This is a genomic window from Shewanella marisflavi (genome assembly GCF_023283925.1).
Lineage (GTDB): Bacteria > Pseudomonadota > Gammaproteobacteria > Enterobacterales > Shewanellaceae > Shewanella > Shewanella marisflavi.
Genome location: NZ_JAKIKX010000002.1, coordinates 229714 through 252279 on the forward strand (window position 1 = coordinate 229714; position 22566 = coordinate 252279).

Below are 22566 nucleotides of genomic sequence, written 5' to 3' on the forward strand. Positions count from 1 at the left end.
GGGCCGTCTCTTATCTTGAGTCTGGCCATCAGTATTTACACCTTCTCCTGCGTAATATGACCTTGAATTATCAATTTCCCCCTCGCCTTTACATACCTGTTTACATTTAAGCGCTTTAACAAAACGCTCATTTCGATAACATTTAGCTTGAGTTTTTCTTTCGCCGAATTGAAATAGACTTTTTAATAATTAATTTAAAGCCTTAGCTCCAACAAGAGGAAGTGTTTGTGGCTACCCTAAAACAGATTATTCTGCCCGTCGTCGTTTTGACCCTTGGCGGCGGCACTTATGCCGTACTGGCATCGATGAAAAAACCTCCGCAAGAGAAGCCCGCGGTGGACAACACCCCAGTTGTTGCTGTTGAGATAATAGACAAGCAACCCATGACCTTTAATGTCAATTCATACGGTATCGTCAATGCCAAATACGAGACAGAGTTAGTCTCGCAAGTGACCGGGGAAATCGTCTATCTGGCAGATGCGTTTGTCAGGGGAGGATTTGTTAAGAAAGGTCAGGTACTGGCTAAAATTGATCCGAGTGACTATGAAGCCGCCCTTATCGATGCCAAAGCAACGGTTGCCAGTGCGAAAGCGACGCTAGTACAGGAAAAAGCGTTCGGCAAAGTGGCCGCGGAGGAGTGGAAACGGATCGAAAATGGTTCCCCTACCGAATTAAGTCTGCGTAAACCGCAACTGGCCCAAGAAGTCGCCAAACTCAATTCGTCTGAAGCAGGTTTAAAGCGCGCGACACGAAATCTGGAGCGCACAGTGATCAAGGCGCCTTATGATGCACTGATTGAGAGCCGTAAGGTCGGACTCGGCTCTTACGTCTCTGCTGGCACCCCTTTAGGTAAAGTGCTTAGCACAGAAAAAGCCGAGATCCGCCTGCCTCTTCCTGACAAGGAGATCCGTTATCTCGACAATAAAGGCTTAGGAGCACAAGTCGCCCTGCACGGCAATTTTGCCGGGAAAGAGCAGCAATGGAACGGGAAGATTGTTCGCAGTGAAGGCGTTATCGATAACCATAGCCGTATGACCTATTTGGTTGCAGAAGTGGTTGACCCTTATGGCCTAAAAGATAACAAACAGCCACTACGGTATGGCAGCTATATTACGGCGCAGATCCACGGTTCACAATCACAAGATGTGACGACCATTGCCAGACACTTAGTGGTTAATGATCAAGTGGCAGTATTAACCCCAGACAATACCCTCGCCTTTAAAACCGTCGATATTGTGCGTCAGCAAGGCACTCAGGTGGTCATTGGCGAGGGTCTGGATGACGGTATGCGTTTGATCACCTCTGCGCTAGATTATCCCATCGAAGGGATGAAGCTTGCCCTTGCCCAAGACAAGCAAACGCAGCCTGTTGAAGATGAAAGCGCCAGTCAGATTGCCATGGACGACAAGGAGTAAGGCAAATGCCAGATACCAATAAGGGCATTATTGCCTGGTTTGCTCGTAACAGCGTCGCGGCAAACCTGCTAATGATCATCATCATACTCGGTGGTCTGTTAACGGCAAATACCATCAGAAAACAGTTCTTCCCTCAGGTAGAGATCAATTGGGTTGAGTTCAGCGCCTTTTATCCAGGTGCAGCCCCCCAAGAGGTTGAAGAAGGGATAACAATTAAAGTCGAAGAGGCATTGGAGCGAGTACAAGGACTTAAACGCGTCATTACCTACTCTAATCGAAATTCTGCATCAGGCTATTTTCGTATTGAAGACTCCTACGAGCCTCAAGTCGTTCTCGATGAGATTAAATCTGAAATCGATTCTATCTCCAGCTTTCCAGACGGTATGGAGCGCCCTAGAGTGGAACGCATCAAGCTCAGGCAAGAGGTGTTCTATATTAGTCTCTATGGCGATCTCCCGCCTAAGCAACTTAAGGAGTTTGGCGAGAAGATACATGATGAGCTGATGCAGCTGCCTTTGGTGAATATCACCGAATTTTACGGCGGATTAAACTATGAAGTCGCCATCGAAGTGAGCAAAGATAAGCTGCGGGAATACAACCTGACATTTAACGATGTTGCCCAGGCTGTCAGAGGCTATTCACGTAATATGTCGGCAGGACAAATTAAAGCGGAAAACGGATATATTAGCCTCAGGGTACAAAACCAGGCATATGTTGGCTATGAGTTTGAAAACCTTCCCCTTATCACCCTAGAAGATGGCACTAAGTTACTGCTCGGCGATGTCGCCAATGTCGTCGACGGTTTTGAAGAAGGGATCCAATACTCCAAGTTTAACGGTAAAAATTCGGTCACCTTTTTTGTGGGCGCATCGAATGATCAGAGCATGACCGATGTCGCCAAGGTGGTGAACAAGTACGTTGAAAATAAACAAGCCAACCTGCCTCAAGGGCTTAGCCTAGAGACCTGGGTCGACATGACCTATTACCTGGAGGGACGTCTTAACTTGATGCTGGACAGTATGAAGAGTGGCGCTGTCTTGGTGTTTATCATGTTAGCGCTCTTCTTACGGGTTAGATTGGCCTTCTGGGTAATGATGGGCCTCCCAGTGTGCTTCTTAGGTACCCTGCTCTTCATGCCCATGGCCATGATAGACGTGACTATCAATGTCATTAGTTTATTTGCCTTCATTTTGGTGTTGGGGATAGTGGTCGACGACGCCATCGTCATGGGCGAAAGTGCCCATACTGAATGTGAAGAAAAAGGCCAAAGCTTAGACAATGTGATAAGAGGAGTGAAAAAGGTTGCCATGCCGGCGACTTTCGGCGTGCTCACCACCATAGCGGCCTTCTTGCCTATTACCTTAGACGATGGCCCCTCGTCGGCATTTGGTCAATCAATTGGGTATGTGGTGATCCTCTGCCTGCTCTTTTCACTGGTTGAATCTAAGCTGATTCTGCCTGCTCACTTGGCCAGAATGAAACAGAAAACTCAAGTACCGGCAGGCTCACGCACCCCCATCAACCTGTTAAGGCGCGGCGTGAATTATCTTCAGAGCCGGGTAGATGCTGCACTACAGTTTGTGATTAATAGCCTGTATCACCCCTCTTTGACCTTAGCGGTCAAATATCGATACATGATTATTACCCTATTTATCAGCTTTATTCTTGTCTGTGCTGGTCTCTATCAGGGGGGGATTTTGCGGTATGTCGGTCAGCCTAAAATTCCTCACGACTTCCCTCGTATCAGTGTCGAGATGAATGTGGACGCCTCAGAAAAAGCCACTCTGGCCGCGGCGCTCGCAATCGAAAAGGCCCTCTATGGTGTCGACGAACAGCTGGAACAAGAGTTTGGCCAGCGCATGATCGCCGATATGCAGGTCGACCTTCAGAGCCGCACCCGTGCCCAGATCATGACTAAGTTGGTTACGCCCGAGCTTCGCCCAATTGACACCTTTGCACTGGCAGAACGTTGGCGCCTGGCGATGCCGCAGATCCCAGGGGTTAAGTCCTTTACCATTCAAGATAACCTCTTTGGAGGTGGTCGCGATGATGGTGATATCAGCTTCCGCCTCGAAGGTAAGGATGATCAGCAGCTCATCGCTGCCGCAAAGGAGCTCAAGGCAAAACTCAACACCCTACAAGGGGTGGGTGACGTCAATGACAGCAGGCAGTCCAGCGCAAAAGAGGTGCAGTTTAGCTTAAAACCTTTGGCTAACAGCCTAGGGCTCACCCTGGCAGACATCGCCTCCCAAGTCAGCGCCAGTTTCTACGGCCTCGAGGCACAGCGTATATTGCGTAACGGTGAGGAGATTAAGGTGATGCTACGCTATCCAGAAGATCAGCGTAACTCTATCGCCCATGTTACCGAGGTGATGATACTGACGCCACAGGGCGCCGAAATACCGCTATCAGAGGTCGCAGAAATCCAGGTGACTCAAGGCGTCAGTGGGATCAGACGCGAAAATGGTAATCGCACCATCAATGTTTGGGCCTCTGTAGATGCCGCTCAAGCCGAGCCTTTTAAACTAGCTGAGGATATTCGCGATAACTTTATCCCTGACCTACTGCGTAAGTACCCTAGGGTGAAGAGTGAAGTGTCGGGCAACATTCAAGAGCAGATAGAAAGTGCCAATACCCAGATGCGTAACTTTGTTATTTCGCTGCTGGTTATATACAGCCTTTTGGCGGTGCCGCTTAAATCCTATGTGCAGCCGATGATGATCATGTCAGTGATCCCTTTTGGCATAATTGGATCAGTACTTGGCCATATGCTCTTGGGTATCGATCTAAGCGCCCTCTCCCTCTTTGGGATTATTGCCGCCGCAGGGGTGGTGGTAAACGACTCACTGGTGATGGTGGATTACATCAACCGAGCCCGTCTGGCTGGCGTATCCATGAGGCAGGCAGTGATCGAGGCTGGTTGTCGGCGATTCAGAGCCATTCTGCTCACCTCACTGACCACTTTTATCGGCTTAGTGCCCATCATGAGTGAAACCAGCATGCAGGCGCAGATGGTGATCCCTATGGCCGTATCACTGGCTTTCGGGGTTCTGTTCGCAACGGTTGTGACCTTGGTGCTGATCCCTTGCCTCTACGTCGCGATTGAAGACATGAAGCGCCTGCTGAGTATTTTTATGGGCCGGTTTTTCAACGACAAGCAAAGTGAAAAGCTACCACAAACAAATTAAGTAGGCAGTTTGACTCCCAGATAAAAGCCCGCGAACCAGCGGGCTTTTTTACCGCAATAGTTCACTTGGATGCAGTATCTTTCCAAAGGCGATGACGTAAACGAAAAAAGGCTTCCATTACTGGAAGCCTTTTTTCTTAATGTGGCGGAGAGATAGGGATTTGAACCCTAGACGGGCTATAAACCCGTGCCGGTTTTCAAGACCGGTGCATTCGACCACTCTGCCATCTCTCCGAACGCCGCGAATAATATAGTGGCCTATTTCACTTGTAAAGCGAAAATATTCAAACGCGGTTTATTTGGCTAACTAACACTCATTTTGTACTGTCATTTTCCTGATGCAGCGCAATTTTAGCTGGGTCTGGCGTCGAAATCGCGCCAAAAACAGCGCGCCAGTTGTCATAGCGTCGCACTTGATAGCCAATCAGCACTCCTACAGCGCTGAGCACAATGCCGACACCTATTGCCTTTTCGCCACTGCTTGCCCACAAGGCAACAAGTGATGAGGCGCCAAAAGCGATACTGATCTGCAAAAAGTTTTGTAACCCAGCTGCCTTAGCCGACACCTGCTTAAACACCTGAAGTGCACAGTTCACCACTATCGGATAACAAGCGCCATTGGCAGCAGCCATTACCGAGAAGATAGCTAGCAGCGGATAGATACTCTGCGCTGGCCATAAAAGTGTCACCAAAGCGATACCGCCGACACACACGGCGAACAATAGTAAAATCCAAGTAAGACTAACTTCAGACCCAACTTTGCGGATCAGGGTCTTACTTAAATAGCCACCAAGGATAAACATGATGGTCTGGGGAATGAAACTTAGACCAATTGCCTTTGCTTCATAACCATGTTGCTCCATCACGATAGGCCAAAGCGTCAGATAGGAAAAAAATGCCGCCGAACAGGCGCCGAAGATCAGCACATTACCTAGATATTTTGGATTCGCAAGCATGGTTAAGTAACCCACCTTAGTCTCTTGCGAGCTTGAGGCATCAGTGGTCGTAGTATCATGCTTAACCCAAATAAGGGTTGCGATGATGAGTACTAAACTCAGTATACCCAGCGTCACAAAAATGCTCGGCCATTGATGCCACTCCAACATGTAGGCACCAAGGATTGGAGCCAGAGCGGGTGACAGGGCCACAAGTGGCATAATGTTACTAAACACCTGCTGTGCTTCGCTGGCGCGATATCTGTCAATCACTATCGCCTGCCAGATCACTGAGGCGCTACAAGCACCCAGAGCTTGAAAAAATCTGGCCCCATTGAAGATGACAATGTTATCGCTATAAGCAATGGCTAAACTGGCGCCACCAAATAGGCTGAGTCCTATCACCAGACTCATGCGCTTACCAATAGCCTGAACTAACGGGCCATATAACAATTGGCCAATGGCTAATCCAGCCAGGAAGAATGTTAGCGAACTTGCCACCTGAGTCGCACTTGCATCAAAACTTGTTTCAATAGCTTTGAAAGCTGGAAGATACATATCTGTGGCAATAAAACCTAGCATGCTTAATAATGCAAGGTAGATAAAGAATAGAAAATTTGCGCTTTTACTGTTAAAAGTCATAGTCACACACGTAATAACCAAGAAAGTCGGTGAGTCTAGTGACTTGCCATTTGCTTGTGAAACGTTTATTTTTGCTTACAGCCTTCAAATAATCTCACAGCAAAAAAGGGACCCGTTATCATGCTTTCTGAACAGTCGATGCAATTGATAGATATGGTGGCCCGTGTCGGTAGTTTTACCGCCGCAGCCAATAAGCTTCACAAGGTCCCTTCCGCCGTGAGCTACGCCGTTAAACAAGTCGAGGAAGAGCTAGGGGTCATATTATTCGAACGTCATCATAGGAGCGTTAGCTTAACCCCTGCTGGAGAGCACTTTGTTAAGCAGGTGCGTTCAGTACTGGCTAACTTAGCTTCATTAAAAGATGACACCAAGCGTGTGGCAAATGGTTGGCAACCCACACTTTCTATCGCGCTAGATAATATCGTGCGCGCCGATAAAATTAGCAACTTAATCGCCGACTTTTACCGCCATTTTGATAATGTCGAACTTATTATTCGCATTGAGGTCTTTAACGGCGTCTGGGAAGCTATCGCAACCGGGCGCAGTGATATCGCTATTGGCGCCACCACGGCGATCCCGGTCGGTGGTGACTACCACTTTAAAGATATGGGCGACATCGAATGGACCTTTCTCGTCAGTAAACATCATCCTTTAGCGGCAATAGACAGGCCCCTGCTCGACGACGAACTACGCATCTACCCGTCTATTTGCCTTGAAGATACATCTCGTGAGATCCCAAAGCGTCTGACTTGGCTGCTGGACAATCAGCGCCGACTCGTCGTCCCTGACTGGATCCGAGCGATAAACTGCTTTCGCGAAGGGTTAGGCATTGGTTACATGCCAACGCATTTTGCCACCCCTTTTGTTCAAGCGGGGGCGCTGATAGAAAAGCAGCTCGACAGACCTAAAGCCCCTAGCCCATGTTGCCTTGCCTGGAACGATGCCAATCAGTCGCCTGCTATGGCTTGGGTACTCGACTACTTAGGCGATAGTGAAAAACTGCAAAGAGATTGGTTTAATTAAGACTATCGAAAGTGCAAAGCTTTCACCTTACCCTTGGGTCAGGTATGATAAATTTAGATTTTTAAAAAGGTTAAATCAGGTTAATGAAAAGGAACTCCTGCGCCTTATTTGACTCAAATAAACCATCAAGTTAGTGACTGTCACTGGAGATAAAGATGACACAAGAAACACTATATGCCAGCCATGCTTCGACACAAGAAGTGAATAAGCTGCTTAAAAATACCTATTTATTGCTCTCGATGACGCTTGCCTTCTCAGCGGTCTGTGCGGGACTGGCAATGGCGTTACAAATTAGTCCTCTCATGTCGATCGGGCTTTCAGTTGGTGGACTCGTTCTACTGTTCGTCACTTTGAGAAAGGCTGATACGGCTGCAGGCCTGTTCTGGGTATTTGCCTTTACAGGTATGGAAGGTGCGTCCCTTGGCTATATGCTCAATCACTATGCGGGAATGGCAAATGGTCCTCAGCTGATCATGCAGGCTTTAGGATTAACGGCCGTGGTATTTGTCACCCTTAGTGGCTACGCCATCACCACTAAGAAAGACTTTTCTTTTATGCGTGGCTTCCTATTGGCAGGCTTGGTGATCGCCATTGTTGCCGGTATCGCAAACATCTTTATCGGTAGTGGCGTGGTGTTTATGGCCCTTAACGCAGGTATCGCGCTGTTAATGACAGGCTTTATCCTTTTCGATACCAGCCGTATCGTTAATGGCGGCGAGACCAATTACATTCGTGCCACCGTCTCGCTATATCTGGACTTCCTAAACCTATTTATCGCTATTTTGCACTTATTAGGTGTAGGCAACGACGATTAATCTAGTCTAGTCATACTTAAAGAGCCCGCCTTTATCGGTGGGCTTTTTTATGTGCGGCATAAATTTTATTCGACTAGGCCGCAGACGGTTATTCAGGCATTTGGGATCGTTACAAAAAGAAGATAGAATAGCGCCCAAGTTCAGCGCGTTTGCGCGACAGATGTAAGTGAAGGTTAATGAGCAAACTCGTTATTCAAGTTAATCAGCCAGGATATGGCCAAGGCAGCAGCTACCAAGCATTAATGTTTGCCAACGCGGCCCTAAAAGCAGGCCATGAGATCCTCAAGGTCTTCTTTTATCAAGATGGCGTACTGTCGACTAACCATCTACAGAGTCCAGCCTCTGATGAATTCAACCTGTATCAAGCTTGGCGTGAATTGGCGCAAACCCATAATGTCCCGCTGGTCAACTGCGTGTCTGCCGCCTTACGACGCGGTGTGTTATCGGCTAGCGAATCAGCCGAAAATCAGCTTCAGCACTGGAACCTAGAGCCCCCCTATCAAATGGGCGGTTTGGGTGAACTCGTGGCGGGTATTGAACAAGCCGATCGCGTGATCTGCTTCTAGGAAACACAATGAAAAAGATCACGCTTATTTTTAGACATGCGCCCCATGGCAGTGCCAAGGCTCGAGAAGGATTAGACTTTGCCCTGCTCAGCGCCAGTTTCGAGCAAGAGGTCAGCATTATCTTTGCTGATGAAGGCGTGCTCAATTTGCTCCCCGGCCAAACGCCGGAAGTGATTGGCGCTAAAGATTTTGTTGCCGCCTTTAAGGCACTCCCTCTGTACGATATAGAGCAGGTATATGCCTGTCAGCAAAGTTTACAGGATTACTCGCTAACAGAAGAAGATGCTGCGTTCCCGGTCGAAACAAAGACGCCTGAGAAGATCGCTACGCTATTAGCCCAAGCTGACGAGGTCTTTGTTTACTGATGATATTGCATATCGTACAACACTCCGCCGCCCAGGAAAACGCTCTTGCGACCTGTCTACGCTATCTGCAAACCCAGGATACAGTGATGCTTATTGGTGATGGGGTAAATAGTCTTTTACTGGCTAAATGGCGCAACGAGTTGGCTAAGCTTAATCTATGTCTACTTGAGCAAGATGTCATTGCAAGAGGGTTGCAACAGCGCCTGAGTGACTACCGCCAACTCAGCCAAGCTGAATTTGTCGAACTTACACTAACTCATGCTAAGGTGATCACTTGGTAAATTATATTCAATATGGCGATGCTCAAATCGCCACAGATCCCCAGGGCTACCTTAAAAATGTCACGGATTGGGATGAGTCACTAGCGGAGCTCATTGCCGCTGAAGAGGGGATCACATTAACCCCCGCCCATTGGGAAGTCGTACATTTCGTGAGAGATTTCTATATGGAGTTTAAGACGAGCCCCGCGATACGTGTCCTGGTTAAAGCAATAGGTCAGCGTATGGGCCCAGAAAAAGGTAACTCTAAATACCTCTATACCCTCTTTCCGGTTGGCCCCGCAAAACAGGCCACTAAGATCGCCGGGCTGCCTAAGCCCGCTAAGTGTATCTAACCCTTATAGTTAGCATAAGGTACATCAGCACATAATAAAAAACCTTCGCCTTGGCGAAGGTTTTTTTTGTCGTTAGAGATTTTGCATCACTAACAAAATCGCTTTCCCAAATGTTGTAAACATTACTGCGAAAAAGATACAGATAATGACGACATAGGTCAGCCACTGAAAATAGCGCCCACCGTTATCCATGTTTCACACTATCTCGCTATATGCTTAACCTATTTGGGTCAAACCGCCCATATATGGGCGAAGCACTTCTGGCACAGTGATCGAGCCATCGGCATTTTGGTAGTTTTCTAATACTGCCACTAAGGTGCGACCTACCGCCAAGCCAGAACCATTTAAGGTATGCAGCAGTGCAGGCTTCTTAGCTGATTTAGCCTTATAACGTGCTTGCATGCGACGAGCCTGGAAGTCCTGCATGTTACTGCAAGAGGAGATCTCGCGATAAGTGTTTTGCGCCGGTAGCCAGACTTCGATATCGAAAGTCTTCGCCGCACCAAAGCCCATATCACCGGTACAAAGCACCACGGTGCGATATGGCAGGCCTAGCTTTTGTAGTACGGTCTCGGCGTGTTGAGTCAGACTTTCGAGTGCCGCCATAGAGTCTTCTGGCTTCACGAGCTGAACCAACTCAACTTTGTCGAATTGGTGCTGGCGAATCAGGCCACGAGTGTCTCGGCCATAAGAACCCGCCTCACTGCGGAAACAAGCCGTGTGCGCTGTCAGCTTAACCGGAAGCTCATCTTCATCGATAATAGTATCGCGTGCTAGGTTGGTCAGTGGTACTTCGGCAGTTGGGATCAAGCTAAGGCCCTGACCTTCTTCTGTCGCTGGCTTGGTGTGGAAAAGATCTTCACCAAACTTAGGCAGCTGACCTGTACCTAACAGGCTGTACTCATTAACAAGAAGCGGCACATAGGCTTCGGTATAACCATGCTCTGTGGTGTGCAGATCTAACATGAATTGCGCCAGGGCTCTGTGCATACGCGCGATCTGGCCCTTCATGACGATAAAACGTGAGCCTGTGATCTTCACTGCATTCTTGAAATCTAAACCAGCGTGCAGTTCGCCCAGATCAACGTGATCTTTGACTTCAAAGTCATATTGCTTAGGCTCGCCCCAACGGCGGATCTCAACGTTTTCAGCCTCATCGGCGCCAATAGGCACAGATTCGTCAGGCAAGTTAGGTACGCTCATGGCAATGGCGTTAAGTTCTTCAAGCAGCTGCTTTAATTCGGCTTCCTTGCTGCTTAGCTCGGCGCCTAAATCCCCGACCTTAGCCATGATCGGCGCAACGTCTTCACCTTTGGCCTTAGCCTGACCTATTGATTTGGAGATCGCATTACGGGACGCTTGCAGCTCTTCTGTCGCCACTTGCAGTGACTTACGCTTTTCCTCTAATTTGCTGAGACGATCCACATCCAGGATAAAACCACGGGTGGCGAGGCGCTCAGCGGTCGCTTCTAATTCGGTACGTAAAAATTTGGGATCTAACATGTTTTTAGTTTCTTAATAGTTAAATGCGAGAAAAAACCAACTGCTGTCCTAAGTAAACCATGAATAAACACAGACATAGGTTCAGAGCGATATTTGTAAATGCTTTCAACCAGGCCCCCTGCTGCATCAGTAACAGAGTTTCATTGGAAAAAGTTGAAAACGTTGTAAGTGCCCCTAATAACCCAACACCTACCAAAGCTTTTATTTCAGGACTGACTTGACTCGCTTCTCCAAGGGCGTAGATCACCCCCATCAAAAAGGAGCCAATCACATTGACCATCAGTGTACCAAAAGGAAAAGAAGAGCCAAATACCTGAATCATGAATATTGAAATAAGATAACGAAATACCGCTCCAATGGACCCGCCCAAGGCCACAAAAATGAGATTATTCATAGCGCTTAACCTCACTTAAACGATCCATTTCTGCTAATGTTTCCAGCTTGGTTTTGATTCGCTTCTCAAACCCATGTTCGCTTGGATAATAAAAGCGCGTATTCGCGAGTGCCTCAGGGAAATAACACTCACCGCTGGCATACCCATTGGGCTCATCATGTGCATAGCGATACCCTTCACCCAAACCGATATCGGCCATTAACTGAGTGGGCGCGTTGCGCAGGTGATTAGGCACCGCGTGACTGCCCGTCTCTCTTGCTAATTGGCGCGCCGCCTTAAATGCGGTATATACGGCGTTGCTCTTAGGGGCACTGGCGAGATACACCACTGCCTGAGCAATGGCACGCTCTCCTTCGGCCGGTCCCACCCGGTGAAAGCATTCCCAGGCGTTTACCGCGACCGACATGGCCACGGGATCAGCGTTGCCGATATCTTCAGACGCAATAGCCAGTAAGCGTCTTGCTACATAAAGTGGGTCACAGCCCCCTTCTAGCATGCGGCAATACCAATAAAGCGCAGCATCTGGCGCCGAGCCACGAATCGACTTGTGCACCGCAGAGATAAGATCGTAATACTGATCGCCATTCTTATCGAATCCGGCTAGCTGCTGTCCCGCGACCTCAATGAGCATCTGCTCACTAAAATCGCCGCCATCGGCAAGCGTGTCACTCATCAACTCTATGAGATTAAGTGCCTTACGGGCATCTCCATCACACAGACTGGCAAGCTTCTTAGCAACCTCGTCAGGTATCTTCAGCTGGCGCTTACCCAAGCCGCGCACCTCATCAGCAAGCGCTTGGCGAACAATCTTTATAATCTCATCATCTTGCAAGCGCTTGATCAGATAGACTCTGGCGCGAGAAAGTAAGGCGTTATTGATCTCAAACGAGGGGTTTTCGGTGGTGGCGCCAATAAAAATGACGGTACCATCTTCGATAAAGGGCAAGAAGGCATCTTGCTGACTCTTATTAAATCTATGCACTTCATCGACAAATAGCAGGGTTCTCTGCCCCCGAGACTGGGCGACATTTTTTGCATGTTCGATGGCGGCGCGGATCTCTTTGACCCCTGAGGTGACGGCTGAAATGCGCTCGACATGGGCATTGGCGTAATGGGCAACCAACTCGGCCAAGGTGGTTTTGCCTGTGCCTGGTGGCCCCCAAAACATCATAGAGTGGGCCCTACCCGCCTCGAGTGCCTGACGCAGAGGCTTACCTTCGCCCAATAGGTGATCTTGCCCTATATATTGCTCAAGGGTCTCAGGACGCATCCTGGCTGCGAGCGGCCTAAAATCAGGCGCGAAGTCGAAAGTTAAACTAGACACAGGCTACCTTAGTCGAGAGCCTTTAGGCGTTGATCGTCTATGTCGACGCCTTCGGGAACGGTAAACTGGAACAGCTTATCATCGTCATCATCAAGAGATGTCTGATTGGTCAAAGAAAAGACACTCAAGTTACCCTGTTGATCTTTAAGCTTCATCACCTCAAGTGTGTCTTGGGTAAAGCAAATATCGACTTGGGTGACGCTAGCGTCGATCGCTTTGGGGGTTATTTGATAACACTCATCCTTCTGGCTCACCTGATAAGCTTGCCAGGTCGCATCGTCTCGATGCACTAACAGCGCAATTGGCGAGGCGTCGATGGCCTGGTTAAAATCGACAACTGACACCTCTTCAGCAAAGGGGTTATAGATCCATACATCCTGACCGTCGGCCACGATTAAAGATTCATCCGGCTGAGTCAGGTGCCAATAAAATTGATTAGGTACCGCCAAGGCAAAAGTGCCCGCCCCTTGCTGAATCACTTTGTCGTTGACATCGGTAACTTCCTGGCTAAAGTCGGCTTTCAGATTATCCAGATTCGCCAACTTTTGTTTCAATGATGCTGAATCATCTGCATACACAGACGTTGCCACCACTAATGGCAGAGTAAAAACTAAAGTGGATAACGATTTAAGCATTGCAAATCCTTTAAATTCAAACGCCACCTGCGCTAAGCAAACGGCTTAATAATCTTTAGGTGGTGGCGGGGCCAATACTTCGCGGTTGCCATTATGCCCCTGTGAACTTACCACGCCCTGCATCTCCATCTGCTCTATGATACGTGCAGCGCGGTTATAACCTATCTTAAACTTGCGTTGAACACTGGAAATTGAGCCGCGGCGAGTCTCAGTGACAAAAGCCACAGCTTCATCATATAGCGCGTCCACCTCTTCATCATTTTCTGCAGCTTCACCCGGCAGCAGTACCTGCTCACCCTCGGCAGAACCTTGTAAAATTTCATCTATATACTGTGGCTTGCCGCGACTATGCCAATCAGCGACGACAGCGTGTACCTCATGGTCATCGATAAAGGCGCCATGGACACGTATTGGCACACTTGTGCCAGGTGGTAAATAGAGCATATCACCCATCCCCAGCAGGGTTTCGGCCCCTTGCTGATCTAAGATGGTGCGCGAATCGATGCGTGATGACACCTGAAATGCCATACGCGTTGGAATGTTTGCCTTAATTAGGCCGGTGATCACATCAACAGAAGGACGCTGAGTCGCCAGGATGAGATGAATACCGGCAGCGCGCGCCTTCTGGGCGATACGGGCAATTAACTCTTCCACCTTCTTACCAACAATCATCATCATGTCGGCAAATTCATCGACAATCACCACGATAGATGGCAACTTATCGAGCTCTGGCGCCTGCTCTTCCATGCTGTCTTGTGAGCGCCATAGTGGATCAGTTATCACCTCACCGCGAGCCTTAGCTTCTTTGATCTTGGCGTTATAACCTTTTAGATTACGCACTCCCAAAGCCGACATCAGCTTATAACGACGCTCCATCTCGCCAACACACCAACGCAGTGCGTTAGCCGCCTCTTTCATGTCGGTCACCACCTCACAAAGAAGGTGAGGTATCCCTTCATAGACTGACAATTCAAGCATCTTGGGGTCGATCATAATGAAACGAACGTCGTCAGGACCCGACTTATACAGTAGGCTGGTGATCATCACGTTAACCCCAACCGATTTACCAGAGCCTGTAGTCCCTGCTACCAGTAGGTGTGGCATCTTGCCTAGATCCACTACAACAGGCTCACCCGAGATATCTTGGCCCAATACCATACTAAGATGTGACGGGCTGTGTTCAAATGCTTCACTACCTAACACATCGCGCATAAACACGGTTTCGCGGAACTTATTCGGCAATTCGAGGCCAACATAGGCCTTACCTGGGATCACTTCGACCACTCGAACACTTTCAGCCAACAGTGAGCGGGCTAAATCTTTCGACAAGTTGGTGATCTTAGAGGCCTTGACTCCCGGCGCTAACTCAAGCTCAAAGCGGGTTACCACGGGGCCGGGAAAAACACCGACAACATTGGCCACAATATTAAAGTCTGCCAGTTTCAGCTCGACGAGTCGCGCAACTTGGTCCAACTCTTCCTGGCTAATGGGATTGGCCTTGCGATTGGGCACATCGAGCAGAGAGATATCTGGCAACGGCGTGACCGGTTTCTTAGGCTGCGCCTCTTCACCACCTGGCAGCACCACAATACCATCGACAATCTTTGCCTTTTCTTGTGCGCGCTTGGCTGGTATAACGGCGCCGCTTGAGTGTTTAGCATCAAAATCTATGCTTTCATCGTCATCTTGGGCGCTAAAGCTCAGCGATGCCTCATCCTCTTCTACCTCTTTATCCAGTGACACTTTAGGCAAGCTAAAGCTTGGCTCCTTCACTTTGCGCCTAGCTTCATTGGCAACTTGGTCGCTATCACCAGTTACCTTCTGTTCGACATCATAATCTTCATCGTCGAACTCATCGTCATGGGCTAACGCTTTTTGCTGTCGAGATTCCTTAAAACGATCAAACACAGACATAAAGCCTTTGGTATCTTCCGTTTCGGGAGCACTAGAGAATTTTTCAGGGATCTGTTTAAGCTGCTTAAGACACCAGATAGTTGCAAAACCCACGGCCTCGACCACAGTTAACCAACTGATACCTGTCAACAAAGTAAAGCCGGCGCCAACAAAACAAAGCAAGAGTAAGGTGGTACCTAACTGATTGAAATAAGGCAGCATGGCATCGGCAATGACATCACCAGAAACACCACCTGCTGAGAATTCATAAATGTCATTGGCATTCATGCTGGCAAGAGATGCCAAGCTGAAGGTGATCAACAAAAAGCCTATCAGTCTCAGACCAACAGAAAAATAATCTATCTCAAGTAGACGATGAATGCGTTTAAACAGCAACCAGCCGGTTAGTGCGACGATCACTGGAATTAAATATGCGGTATAGCCAAAAAAATAAAACAGCACATCGGCAAGCCATGCCCCGACGGCTCCCGTGACATTTTTGATCTCACCTTCGAAATTTGACTGACTCCATCCTGGATCAGACGAATGAAAACTACTGAGCGCGAGCAATATATAGGTGGCAATCATGCAGCAGATGATCAGTCCGCCCTCAAGCAGACGCTGCAAACCGCTAAGTGTTTTGACGCTATTTCCCTGAGACAAAAGACAACCCACAATGCGAAAACGAAAAAGGTGAGCCTAAGATATCAAAATAATTTGCGCTATGCAGCGTTTTACCTGTCTATACAGCACAATAGCTCACTAAAAAGCAATCTTTGATGAAAAACTACCCAGGGTGAAAAAAAAGGAGCCATTAAGGCTCCTTTTTGACGACATAAATCGTTTTTAAGACTCAAGCGTTACATTAATTGCAACTCTGTTGGTCTGCTTAACTTCTTCCATCACGACGTAGGTACGAGTATCAGAAACAGCGGGCAACTTAAGTAGAGTTTCGCCTAACAAGCGACGATAGGCAGACATGTCAGAAACACGGGTCTTCAATAAATAATCGAAATCGCCAGACACTAAATGACATTCTTGAATATCATCGAGCAATTGAACAGCACGATTAAACTTATCAAATACCTCTGCAGTATCGCGATTTAGCGTGATTTCTACAAACACAAGTAATGAAGCCCCAAGATAATGGGGATTTACTAGCGCAGTATATCCATTGATGTAACCTTGCTTTTCGAGTCTTTTAACTCTCTCTAAACAGGGAGTGGGGCTCAGCCCTACACGCTTTGACAGCTCAACATTGGAAATGCGGCCATCGATTTGCAACTCGTTAAGGATGTTACGATCGATCCGATCTAAGTCTTTTATAGGACTCTTTTTATTATTAACCATATTTTTAACCTTGCTTTATCACTAAAACAACATTTACTGCTACGTATGTCAAAAGTTCAGCAGCATTAACTGCCGAAGTGATACTATACTAGATTTCCCTGAAACAATCACGTTCAGGACCTATAAAATAACAATTCAACCCATAATAAATGGGTTTTTATTCAATTTGAGGCTCGAAGATGATAATTGGTGTACCTAAAGAAATCAAAAACCACGAATATCGTGTTGGTATGGTGCCGTCAAGTGTCCGCGAATTGACCCTAAAAGGTCATGAAGTATTTGTAGAAAAAAATGCTGGTGTTGGGATCGGTTTTAACGACCAAGACTATGTCGATGTTGGCGCATCAATCTTAGACACTGCAGCTGAAGTTTTTGCGAAAGCAGAAATGATTGTTAAGGTAAAAGAACCTCAGGCGGTCGAGCGTGCCATGTTGCGTGAAGATCAGTTGCTGTTCACTTATCTTCATCTTGCTCCAGATTTGCCACAAACTGAAGATCTCATTAAGAGTGGTGCCGTGTGTATCGCTTATGAAACTGTTACCGATGCCCGTGGTGGTCTGCCACTGCTAGCCCCTATGTCAGAAGTTGCTGGCCGTATGTCTATCCAGGCGGGTGCCATGGCGCTAGAGAAATCTAAAGGCGGTCGCGGTATGTTGCTTGGCGGCGTCCCTGGTGTTGAGCCAGCTAAAGTCGTTATTATCGGCGGCGGCATGGTAGGCACTAACGCAGCGCAAATGGCTGTAGGTCTGGGTGCTGACGTAGTGATCCTAGATCGTAGCATCGATGCCCTGCGTCGCCTTAACGCTCAGTTCGACAACCGTGTGAAGGCTATTTACTCTACCGCTGATGCGATTGAAAAGCATGTACTGGAAGCCGACCTGGTAATTGGTGGCGTACTGGTTCCTGGCGCCGCAGCGCCTAAGCTAGTGACCAAAGACCATATCAAGCGTATGAAGCCTGGTAGTGCTATCGTTGACGTAGCTATCGACCAAGGTGGCTGTGTTGAGACGTCTCACGCAACCACTCACCAAGATCCAACTTACATCGTTGATGAAGTGGTACACTACTGTGTGGCTAACATGCCAGGCGCGGTTGCTCGTACTTCAACCTTTGCACTAAACAATGCGACACTACCTTACATCATCAAGTTAGCGGATCTTGGCTACCGCGAAGCACTGCGCCAAGACAAGCATCTGTTAAACGGCTTGAACGTGATGCATGGCAAAGTCACCTGTAAAGAGGTTGCCGAAGCACTAAACTTCGAGTTTGTTGACCCAAGCGTATTACTCGCCTAATCACATAAAAAGTGTAAACAAAGGGAGCCATAGGCTCCCTTTTTCGATTAGGACAATCTAAAAGATTGCCTTTACCCCTCAGGGGAAATTCCCTACAATCGCTGCAATTCGCTAAAGGCACGGAGAAAAAGATGAGCCAAGCTAGACACTGTAACTTATTAATCTTGGGTTCGGGCCCAGCTGGATACACAGCCGCTGTTTATGCTGCCAGAGCAAACTTAAAACCTGTGCTGATCACAGGTATGCAGCAAGGTGGCCAATTGACCACCACCACAGAAGTGGAAAACTGGCCAGGCGATGCCGATGATCTGACCGGCCCGGCACTAATGGAACGTATGCAAAAGCATGCTGAAAAGTTCGAAACCGAAATTATCTTCGATCACATTAATGAAGTGAATCTGCAGCAGCGCCCTTTCCAACTAAAAGGCGATAGCGGCGAGTACACTTGTGATGCTTTGATCATCTCGACCGGCGCCTCGGCAATGTATCTTGGCTTAGAATCAGAAGAGGCCTTTAAAGGTAAAGGCGTATCGGCCTGTGCAACCTGTGATGGCTTCTTCTACCGTAACCAGAAAGTTGCCGTGATCGGTGGTGGTAACACAGCCGTTGAAGAAGCGCTCTATCTGAGCAACATTGCCTCAGAGGTGCACCTCATTCACCGCCGCGACAGCTTCCGCTCTGAGAAGATCCTGACCAAGCGATTAATGGACAAGGTGGCGAACGGAAACATAGTCCTGCATCTGGACAACACCTTAGAAGAAGTGGTTGGCGACAACATGGGTGTTACCGGAGTAAAGATCAAGAGTACTAAAGATGGCGCCATCACTGAGTTTGACGTGATGGGCGTATTTGTTGCCATCGGCCACAAACCAAACACTCAGATGTTTGAAGGCCAGCTAGAGATGAACAACGGCTACATCAAGGTTCAAAGCGGACTAAATGGCAATGCGACCCAGACCAGTATTCCTGGCGTATTCGCTGCAGGTGATGTAATGGACCAACACTACCGCCAGGCAATCACCTCGGCGGGTACCGGTTGTATGGCAGCGCTCGACGCTGAGCGTTTCCTAGACGCGCAATAATAATGTTACTCGATTAGCATTACTTTTCTTAAAAAAGCAGGCCTAGTGCCTGCTTTTTTTGTGTCTTATCGCAATCACAGCAAGTAGACAGAAGTGGCCTGAGAAAAACATTTAAACTTGGCCTAATGTTTCAAAACATATTGATTCGATGTGTAAAATACTAACGCTGCAATCGGACGTTTAACAAGCTAGGATGATGATCTATTAACTAGGCTTGCAATTAAAGAGCAGCCAAATGAATTTGAGATGATCGGGCACAAAAAAAGGGACCCTAGGGTCCCTTTCAAAGCAAAGCTCACTAATTACTTAGCTAGAGCTTCTTTTGCCTTTTCAACTAGAGTGGCGAAAACCACTTTGTCGAATACAGCGATGTCTGCCAAAATCTTACGATCGATTTCGATAGACGCCTTTTTCAGACCGTTGATGAAACGGCTGTAAGACAGACCATTTTGACGAGAAGCAGCATTGATACGTGCAATCCACAGTTGACGGAATTGACGTTTCTTCTGGCGACGGTCACGGTAAGCATATTGACCAGCTTTAGTTACTGCTTGCTTAGCAACACGGTAAGTACGTGAGCGAGCTCCGTAATAACCTTTGGCTAGTTTAAGTACTTTCTTGTGACGAGCACGAGCGGTTACACCACGCTTAACTCTAGGCATTGTTCTCTACTCCTCTAATTAAGCGTATGGTAGTTGACGTGCAATTGCTGGCACATCAGACTTCGCAACTAAACATTTAGCACGTAAGTGACGTTTACGCTTAGTGCTCTTCTTTGTCAAAATATGACGTAAATGGGCTTGTTTGCGCTTAAAACCGTTAGCGGTTTTCTTAAAACGCTTTTGTACACCCTTGTCTGTTTTCATTTTAGGCATTGCTAAAACTCCGCATTGGGACATTAATAAAACGCAAGGCGAGCAGAGGCCCTCAGAGAGGTCCCTGCTACTTTTAAATTTGCCCTACTATTTCTTTTTCGGTGCAAGAACCATCACAGCCTGACGACCTTCCATTTTTGGAAAAGCCTCCACAACTGCTATCTCAGCCAAGTCATCTTTAATACGATTCAAAAGATTCATACCAAGACTCTGGTGAGCCATCTCACGACCACGGAAACGCAGCGTTACTTTCGCTTTGTCGCCGTCTTCAAGAAAACGCTTCAGGTTGCGTAGTTTTACCTGATAGTCGTTTTCATCAGTACCGGGACGGAATTTAATTTCCTTCACCTGTATCTGTTTCTGCTTCTTCTTTTGCTCTTTTTGGGCCTTAGCCTTATCAAAAAGAAACTTTCCGTAGTCCATTATGCGACATACAGGCGGCTCAGCATTAGGGCTGATCTCTACAAGATCTACGCCTGCTTCATCTGCAAGTTCTTGTGCTTCACGCAAACTTACAATGCCGATAGTTTCACCGTCTAGCCCATTAAGACGTACTTCTGATACACCTACAATGAGTTCGTTAATTCTATTCGCCGCTGCTTTACGCACGTCTGTTTTCTTGATCTTTATGACCTATTCCTCCAACAAATTTAGACTACGGAGCGAAATTTGATCTTTCATCTTGGCGGCAAATTCATCGATTTGAATCTTACCAAGATCAACACCATCTCTGGTTCGCACCGCGACTTCCCTATTTTCCATCTCTTGATCACCAACGACCAATAGATAGGGAACACGCCTTAGGGTGTGTTCGCGTATTTTAAAGCCTATCTTTTCATTCCTCAAGTCTTTCGAGGCACGAATTCCCTGATCTTTAAATAATTTGACCACTTCGTCAACATATTCCGACTGTTTATCGGTAATATTCATCACGACGGCCTGAACCGGTGCCAACCAAGTTGGGAACTTGCCCGCATACTCTTCGATAAGAATACCGATGAAGCGCTCAAGCGAACCTAAAATGGCACGGTGGATCATGACTGGCGTCTGACGGCTATTGTCTTCGGCGACATAAGTCGCACCAAGACGCCCTGGTAAAGCGTAATCAAGCTGCACAGTACCACATTGCCATGCACGGTCTAGACAGTCATGCAAAGTAAATTCTATCTTAGGACCGTAAAAGGCACCTTCACCCGGCAGGATCTCATACTCGATGTCATTAGCTTTCAGCGCATCCATCAAGGCTTGCTCGGCACGATCCCACATGGCGTCGTCCCCGATGCGTTTTTCTGGGCGAGTCGATAGCTTAACTACGATGTCTTTGAAGCCAAAAGTTGCGTAGGTATCATAAACCATCTTGATACAGCCGCTGACTTCCTGCTGCACTTGCTCTTCAGTACAGAAGATATGCGCGTCGTCTTGGGTAAAGCCGCGAACACGCATCAAACCATGTAATGAACCCGATGGTTCGTTGCGGTGACAGCAGCCAAACTCTGCCATACGCAATGGCAGGTCACGGTAAGACTTAAGACCTTGGTTAAAGATCTGTACGTGACCCGGGCAGTTCATCGGCTTCACCGCATATTCACGGTTTTCTGAATGAGTGGTGAACATGGCTTCGGAATATTTATCCCAGTGGCCACTGCGCTCCCACAAAACACGGTCCATCATTAAGGGACCTTTCACCTCTTGATAGGTGTACTGACCCAGTTTCTGACGAATGAATCTTTCCAGCTCGAGGAACAGGCTCCAACCATCGTTGTGCCAGAACACCATGCCAGGTGCTTCTTCCTGCATATGGTAAAGATCAAGCTGCTTACCTATCTTACGATGGTCACGCTTAGCCGCTTCTTCTAGGCGAGTCAGATGTGCCTTAAGGGCCTTCTTGTCTGCCCAAGCGGTACCATAGATACGCTGCAGCATCTTGTTGTCTGAGTTACCACGCCAGTAGGCACCAGCAACACTCATCAACTTGAAATTATGACAGAACTTCATGTTAGGCACATGGGGGCCACGACACATGTCAGTGTATTCTTCGTGATGGTACAGAGCTGGCTTATCATCTTGGCTAATGTTTTCATCCAAGATCGCCATCTTATAACTTTCACCGCGCGCTTCAAATGTATCGCGGGCTTCTTGCCAGCTAACCACTTTCTTGACTACATCATAGTTAGTCTTTGCCAGCGCCAGCATGCGTTTTTCAAGCTCGGCTACATCTTCCTCGGTCAACTTATGATCGAGATCCACGTCATAGTAGAAACCATTATCGATCACAGGTCCAATCGCCATCTTGGTCTCTGGCCACATCTGCTTAATCGCATGACCTAAAAGGTGAGCACAAGAGTGACGCAAAATCTCAACACCTTCATCATCTTTTGCGGTGATGATAGCCAGGTCAGCGTCTGTCTCGATCAGATCGCAGGCATCTTTAAGCTCACCGTTTACGCGACCAGCAATACAGGCCTTAGCCAGACCTGGGCCAATGTCGGCGGCGACATCAAGTGTTGAAACTGGGTTGGCAAACTCGCGTTTGCTGCCATCGGGAAGTGTAATAACAGGCATGTAAAATCCTTATCCAGTGGTGACCCCTACGTAGGGCCACTTGGTCATTGAGAAGAAAAATTTAAGCAACTGAAGCGCAAAACATTACCGGA

At 47.8% G+C, this 22566-nt stretch carries 21 protein-coding genes and 1 tRNA gene; 10 read left to right on the top strand and 12 right to left on the bottom strand.

Translation table 11 applies throughout. The features are described from left to right. Positions 1-227: 227 nt before the first annotated feature. Together L2712_RS05870 and L2712_RS05875 are read left to right on the top strand one after the other, a co-directional pair. On the top strand, positions 228-1415 hold the full coding sequence (locus L2712_RS05870) for an efflux RND transporter periplasmic adaptor subunit (RefSeq protein ID WP_248977183.1): 1188 nt from the start codon (positions 228-230) through the stop codon (positions 1413-1415). Between the two features lie 5 nt (positions 1416-1420). After that, on the top strand, positions 1421-4603 hold the full coding sequence (locus L2712_RS05875) for an efflux RND transporter permease subunit (protein ID WP_248977184.1): 3183 nt from the start codon (positions 1421-1423) through the stop codon (positions 4601-4603). Between the two features lie 142 nt (positions 4604-4745). Here L2712_RS05875 and L2712_RS05880 read toward each other — a convergent pair. After that, positions 4746-4836 (bottom strand) — tRNA-Ser (locus tag L2712_RS05880). An 80-nt stretch (positions 4837-4916) separates the two neighbouring features. Next, positions 4917-6179, bottom strand: a complete 1263-nt coding sequence (punC, locus tag L2712_RS05885; protein ID WP_248977185.1) for a purine nucleoside transporter PunC — start codon at positions 6177-6179, stop codon at positions 4917-4919. 120 nt (positions 6180-6299) lie between these two features. Between punC and punR the strand changes: the two genes are divergently transcribed. The 6 genes from punR (at position 6300) to L2712_RS05915 (ending at position 9561) form a co-directional block, all read left to right on the top strand. Continuing rightward, a complete protein-coding gene (gene punR, locus L2712_RS05890) occupies positions 6300-7202 on the top strand; it encodes a DNA-binding transcriptional activator PunR (RefSeq protein WP_248977186.1) in 903 nt (300 codons plus the stop codon). A gap of 155 nt (positions 7203-7357) precedes the next feature. Next, a complete protein-coding gene (locus tag L2712_RS05895) occupies positions 7358-8017 on the top strand; it encodes a Bax inhibitor-1/YccA family protein (RefSeq protein WP_033538173.1) in 660 nt (219 codons plus the stop codon). Positions 8018-8193: 176 nt separating this feature from the next. Then, positions 8194-8583 carry a sulfurtransferase complex subunit TusD gene (tusD, locus tag L2712_RS05900; RefSeq protein WP_248977187.1) on the top strand — a complete coding sequence of 130 codons (390 nt, stop codon included), beginning with the start codon at positions 8194-8196 and terminating at the stop codon, positions 8581-8583. Positions 8584-8591: 8 nt separating this feature from the next. Next, positions 8592-8948, top strand: a complete 357-nt coding sequence (tusC, locus tag L2712_RS05905) for a sulfurtransferase complex subunit TusC (protein ID WP_248977188.1) — start codon at positions 8592-8594, stop codon at positions 8946-8948. Continuing rightward, complete coding sequence (gene tusB / locus L2712_RS05910; RefSeq protein WP_248977189.1) at positions 8948-9229, top strand: sulfurtransferase complex subunit TusB; 282 nt, start codon at positions 8948-8950, stop codon at positions 9227-9229. Before tusC ends, tusB begins: the two co-directional genes overlap by 1 nt. Next, on the top strand, positions 9223-9561 hold the full coding sequence (locus L2712_RS05915; protein ID WP_248977190.1) for a TusE/DsrC/DsvC family sulfur relay protein: 339 nt from the start codon (positions 9223-9225) through the stop codon (positions 9559-9561). The genes tusB and L2712_RS05915 overlap by 7 nt, the downstream gene beginning before the upstream one ends. Before the next feature lie 216 nt (positions 9562-9777). On the opposite strand, the gene serS is transcribed toward L2712_RS05915, so the two are convergent. The 6 genes from serS to lrp form a co-directional block, all read right to left on the bottom strand. After that, complete coding sequence (gene serS / locus L2712_RS05920; protein ID WP_248977191.1) at positions 9778-11064, bottom strand: serine--tRNA ligase; 1287 nt, start codon at positions 11062-11064, stop codon at positions 9778-9780. Positions 11065-11083: 19 nt separating this feature from the next. Further along, positions 11084-11458, bottom strand: a complete 375-nt coding sequence (gene crcB / locus L2712_RS05925) for a fluoride efflux transporter CrcB (RefSeq protein WP_011865819.1) — start codon at positions 11456-11458, stop codon at positions 11084-11086. Further along, positions 11451-12782: a replication-associated recombination protein A gene (locus L2712_RS05930; protein ID WP_248977192.1), complete on the bottom strand. Its 1332-nt coding sequence runs from the start codon at positions 12780-12782 to the stop codon at positions 11451-11453. Before L2712_RS05930 ends, crcB begins: the two co-directional genes overlap by 8 nt. An 8-nt stretch (positions 12783-12790) precedes the next feature. Then, positions 12791-13417 carry an outer membrane lipoprotein periplasmic chaperone LolA gene (lolA, locus tag L2712_RS05935; RefSeq protein WP_052125495.1) on the bottom strand — a complete coding sequence of 209 codons (627 nt, stop codon included), beginning with the start codon at positions 13415-13417 and terminating at the stop codon, positions 12791-12793. A 45-nt stretch (positions 13418-13462) separates the two neighbouring features. Further along, a complete protein-coding gene (locus L2712_RS05940) occupies positions 13463-15973 on the bottom strand; it encodes a DNA translocase FtsK (protein WP_248977193.1) in 2511 nt (836 codons plus the stop codon). A gap of 183 nt (positions 15974-16156) precedes the next feature. After that, the gene (gene lrp, locus L2712_RS05945; protein ID WP_011865823.1) at positions 16157-16660 is read right to left on the bottom strand and encodes a leucine-responsive transcriptional regulator Lrp; all 504 of its coding nucleotides are present in this window, start codon (positions 16658-16660) and stop codon (positions 16157-16159) included. Positions 16661-16839: 179 nt separating this feature from the next. Between lrp and ald the strand changes: the two genes are divergently transcribed. Together ald and trxB are read left to right on the top strand one after the other, a co-directional pair. Further along, a complete protein-coding gene (gene ald, locus L2712_RS05950) occupies positions 16840-17955 on the top strand; it encodes an alanine dehydrogenase (protein ID WP_033538165.1) in 1116 nt (371 codons plus the stop codon). A gap of 131 nt (positions 17956-18086) precedes the next feature. Next, positions 18087-19037, top strand: a complete 951-nt coding sequence (gene trxB / locus L2712_RS05955; protein ID WP_088904596.1) for a thioredoxin-disulfide reductase — start codon at positions 18087-18089, stop codon at positions 19035-19037. A gap of 302 nt (positions 19038-19339) precedes the next feature. Here trxB and rplT read toward each other — a convergent pair whose 3' ends face one another. The 4 genes from rplT to thrS form a co-directional block, all read right to left on the bottom strand. After that, complete coding sequence (gene rplT, locus L2712_RS05960; protein WP_011865827.1) at positions 19340-19699, bottom strand: 50S ribosomal protein L20; 360 nt, start codon at positions 19697-19699, stop codon at positions 19340-19342. An 18-nt stretch (positions 19700-19717) separates the two neighbouring features. After that, positions 19718-19912, bottom strand: a complete 195-nt coding sequence (gene rpmI / locus L2712_RS05965; RefSeq protein ID WP_011865828.1) for a 50S ribosomal protein L35 — start codon at positions 19910-19912, stop codon at positions 19718-19720. A gap of 87 nt (positions 19913-19999) precedes the next feature. Beyond that, on the bottom strand, positions 20000-20542 hold the full coding sequence (gene infC, locus L2712_RS05970; protein ID WP_033538163.1) for a translation initiation factor IF-3: 543 nt from the start codon (positions 20540-20542) through the stop codon (positions 20000-20002). A 3-nt stretch (positions 20543-20545) separates the two neighbouring features. Continuing rightward, positions 20546-22474, bottom strand: a complete 1929-nt coding sequence (thrS, locus tag L2712_RS05975; protein ID WP_088904595.1) for a threonine--tRNA ligase — start codon at positions 22472-22474, stop codon at positions 20546-20548. Positions 22475-22566: the final 92 nt, after the last annotated feature.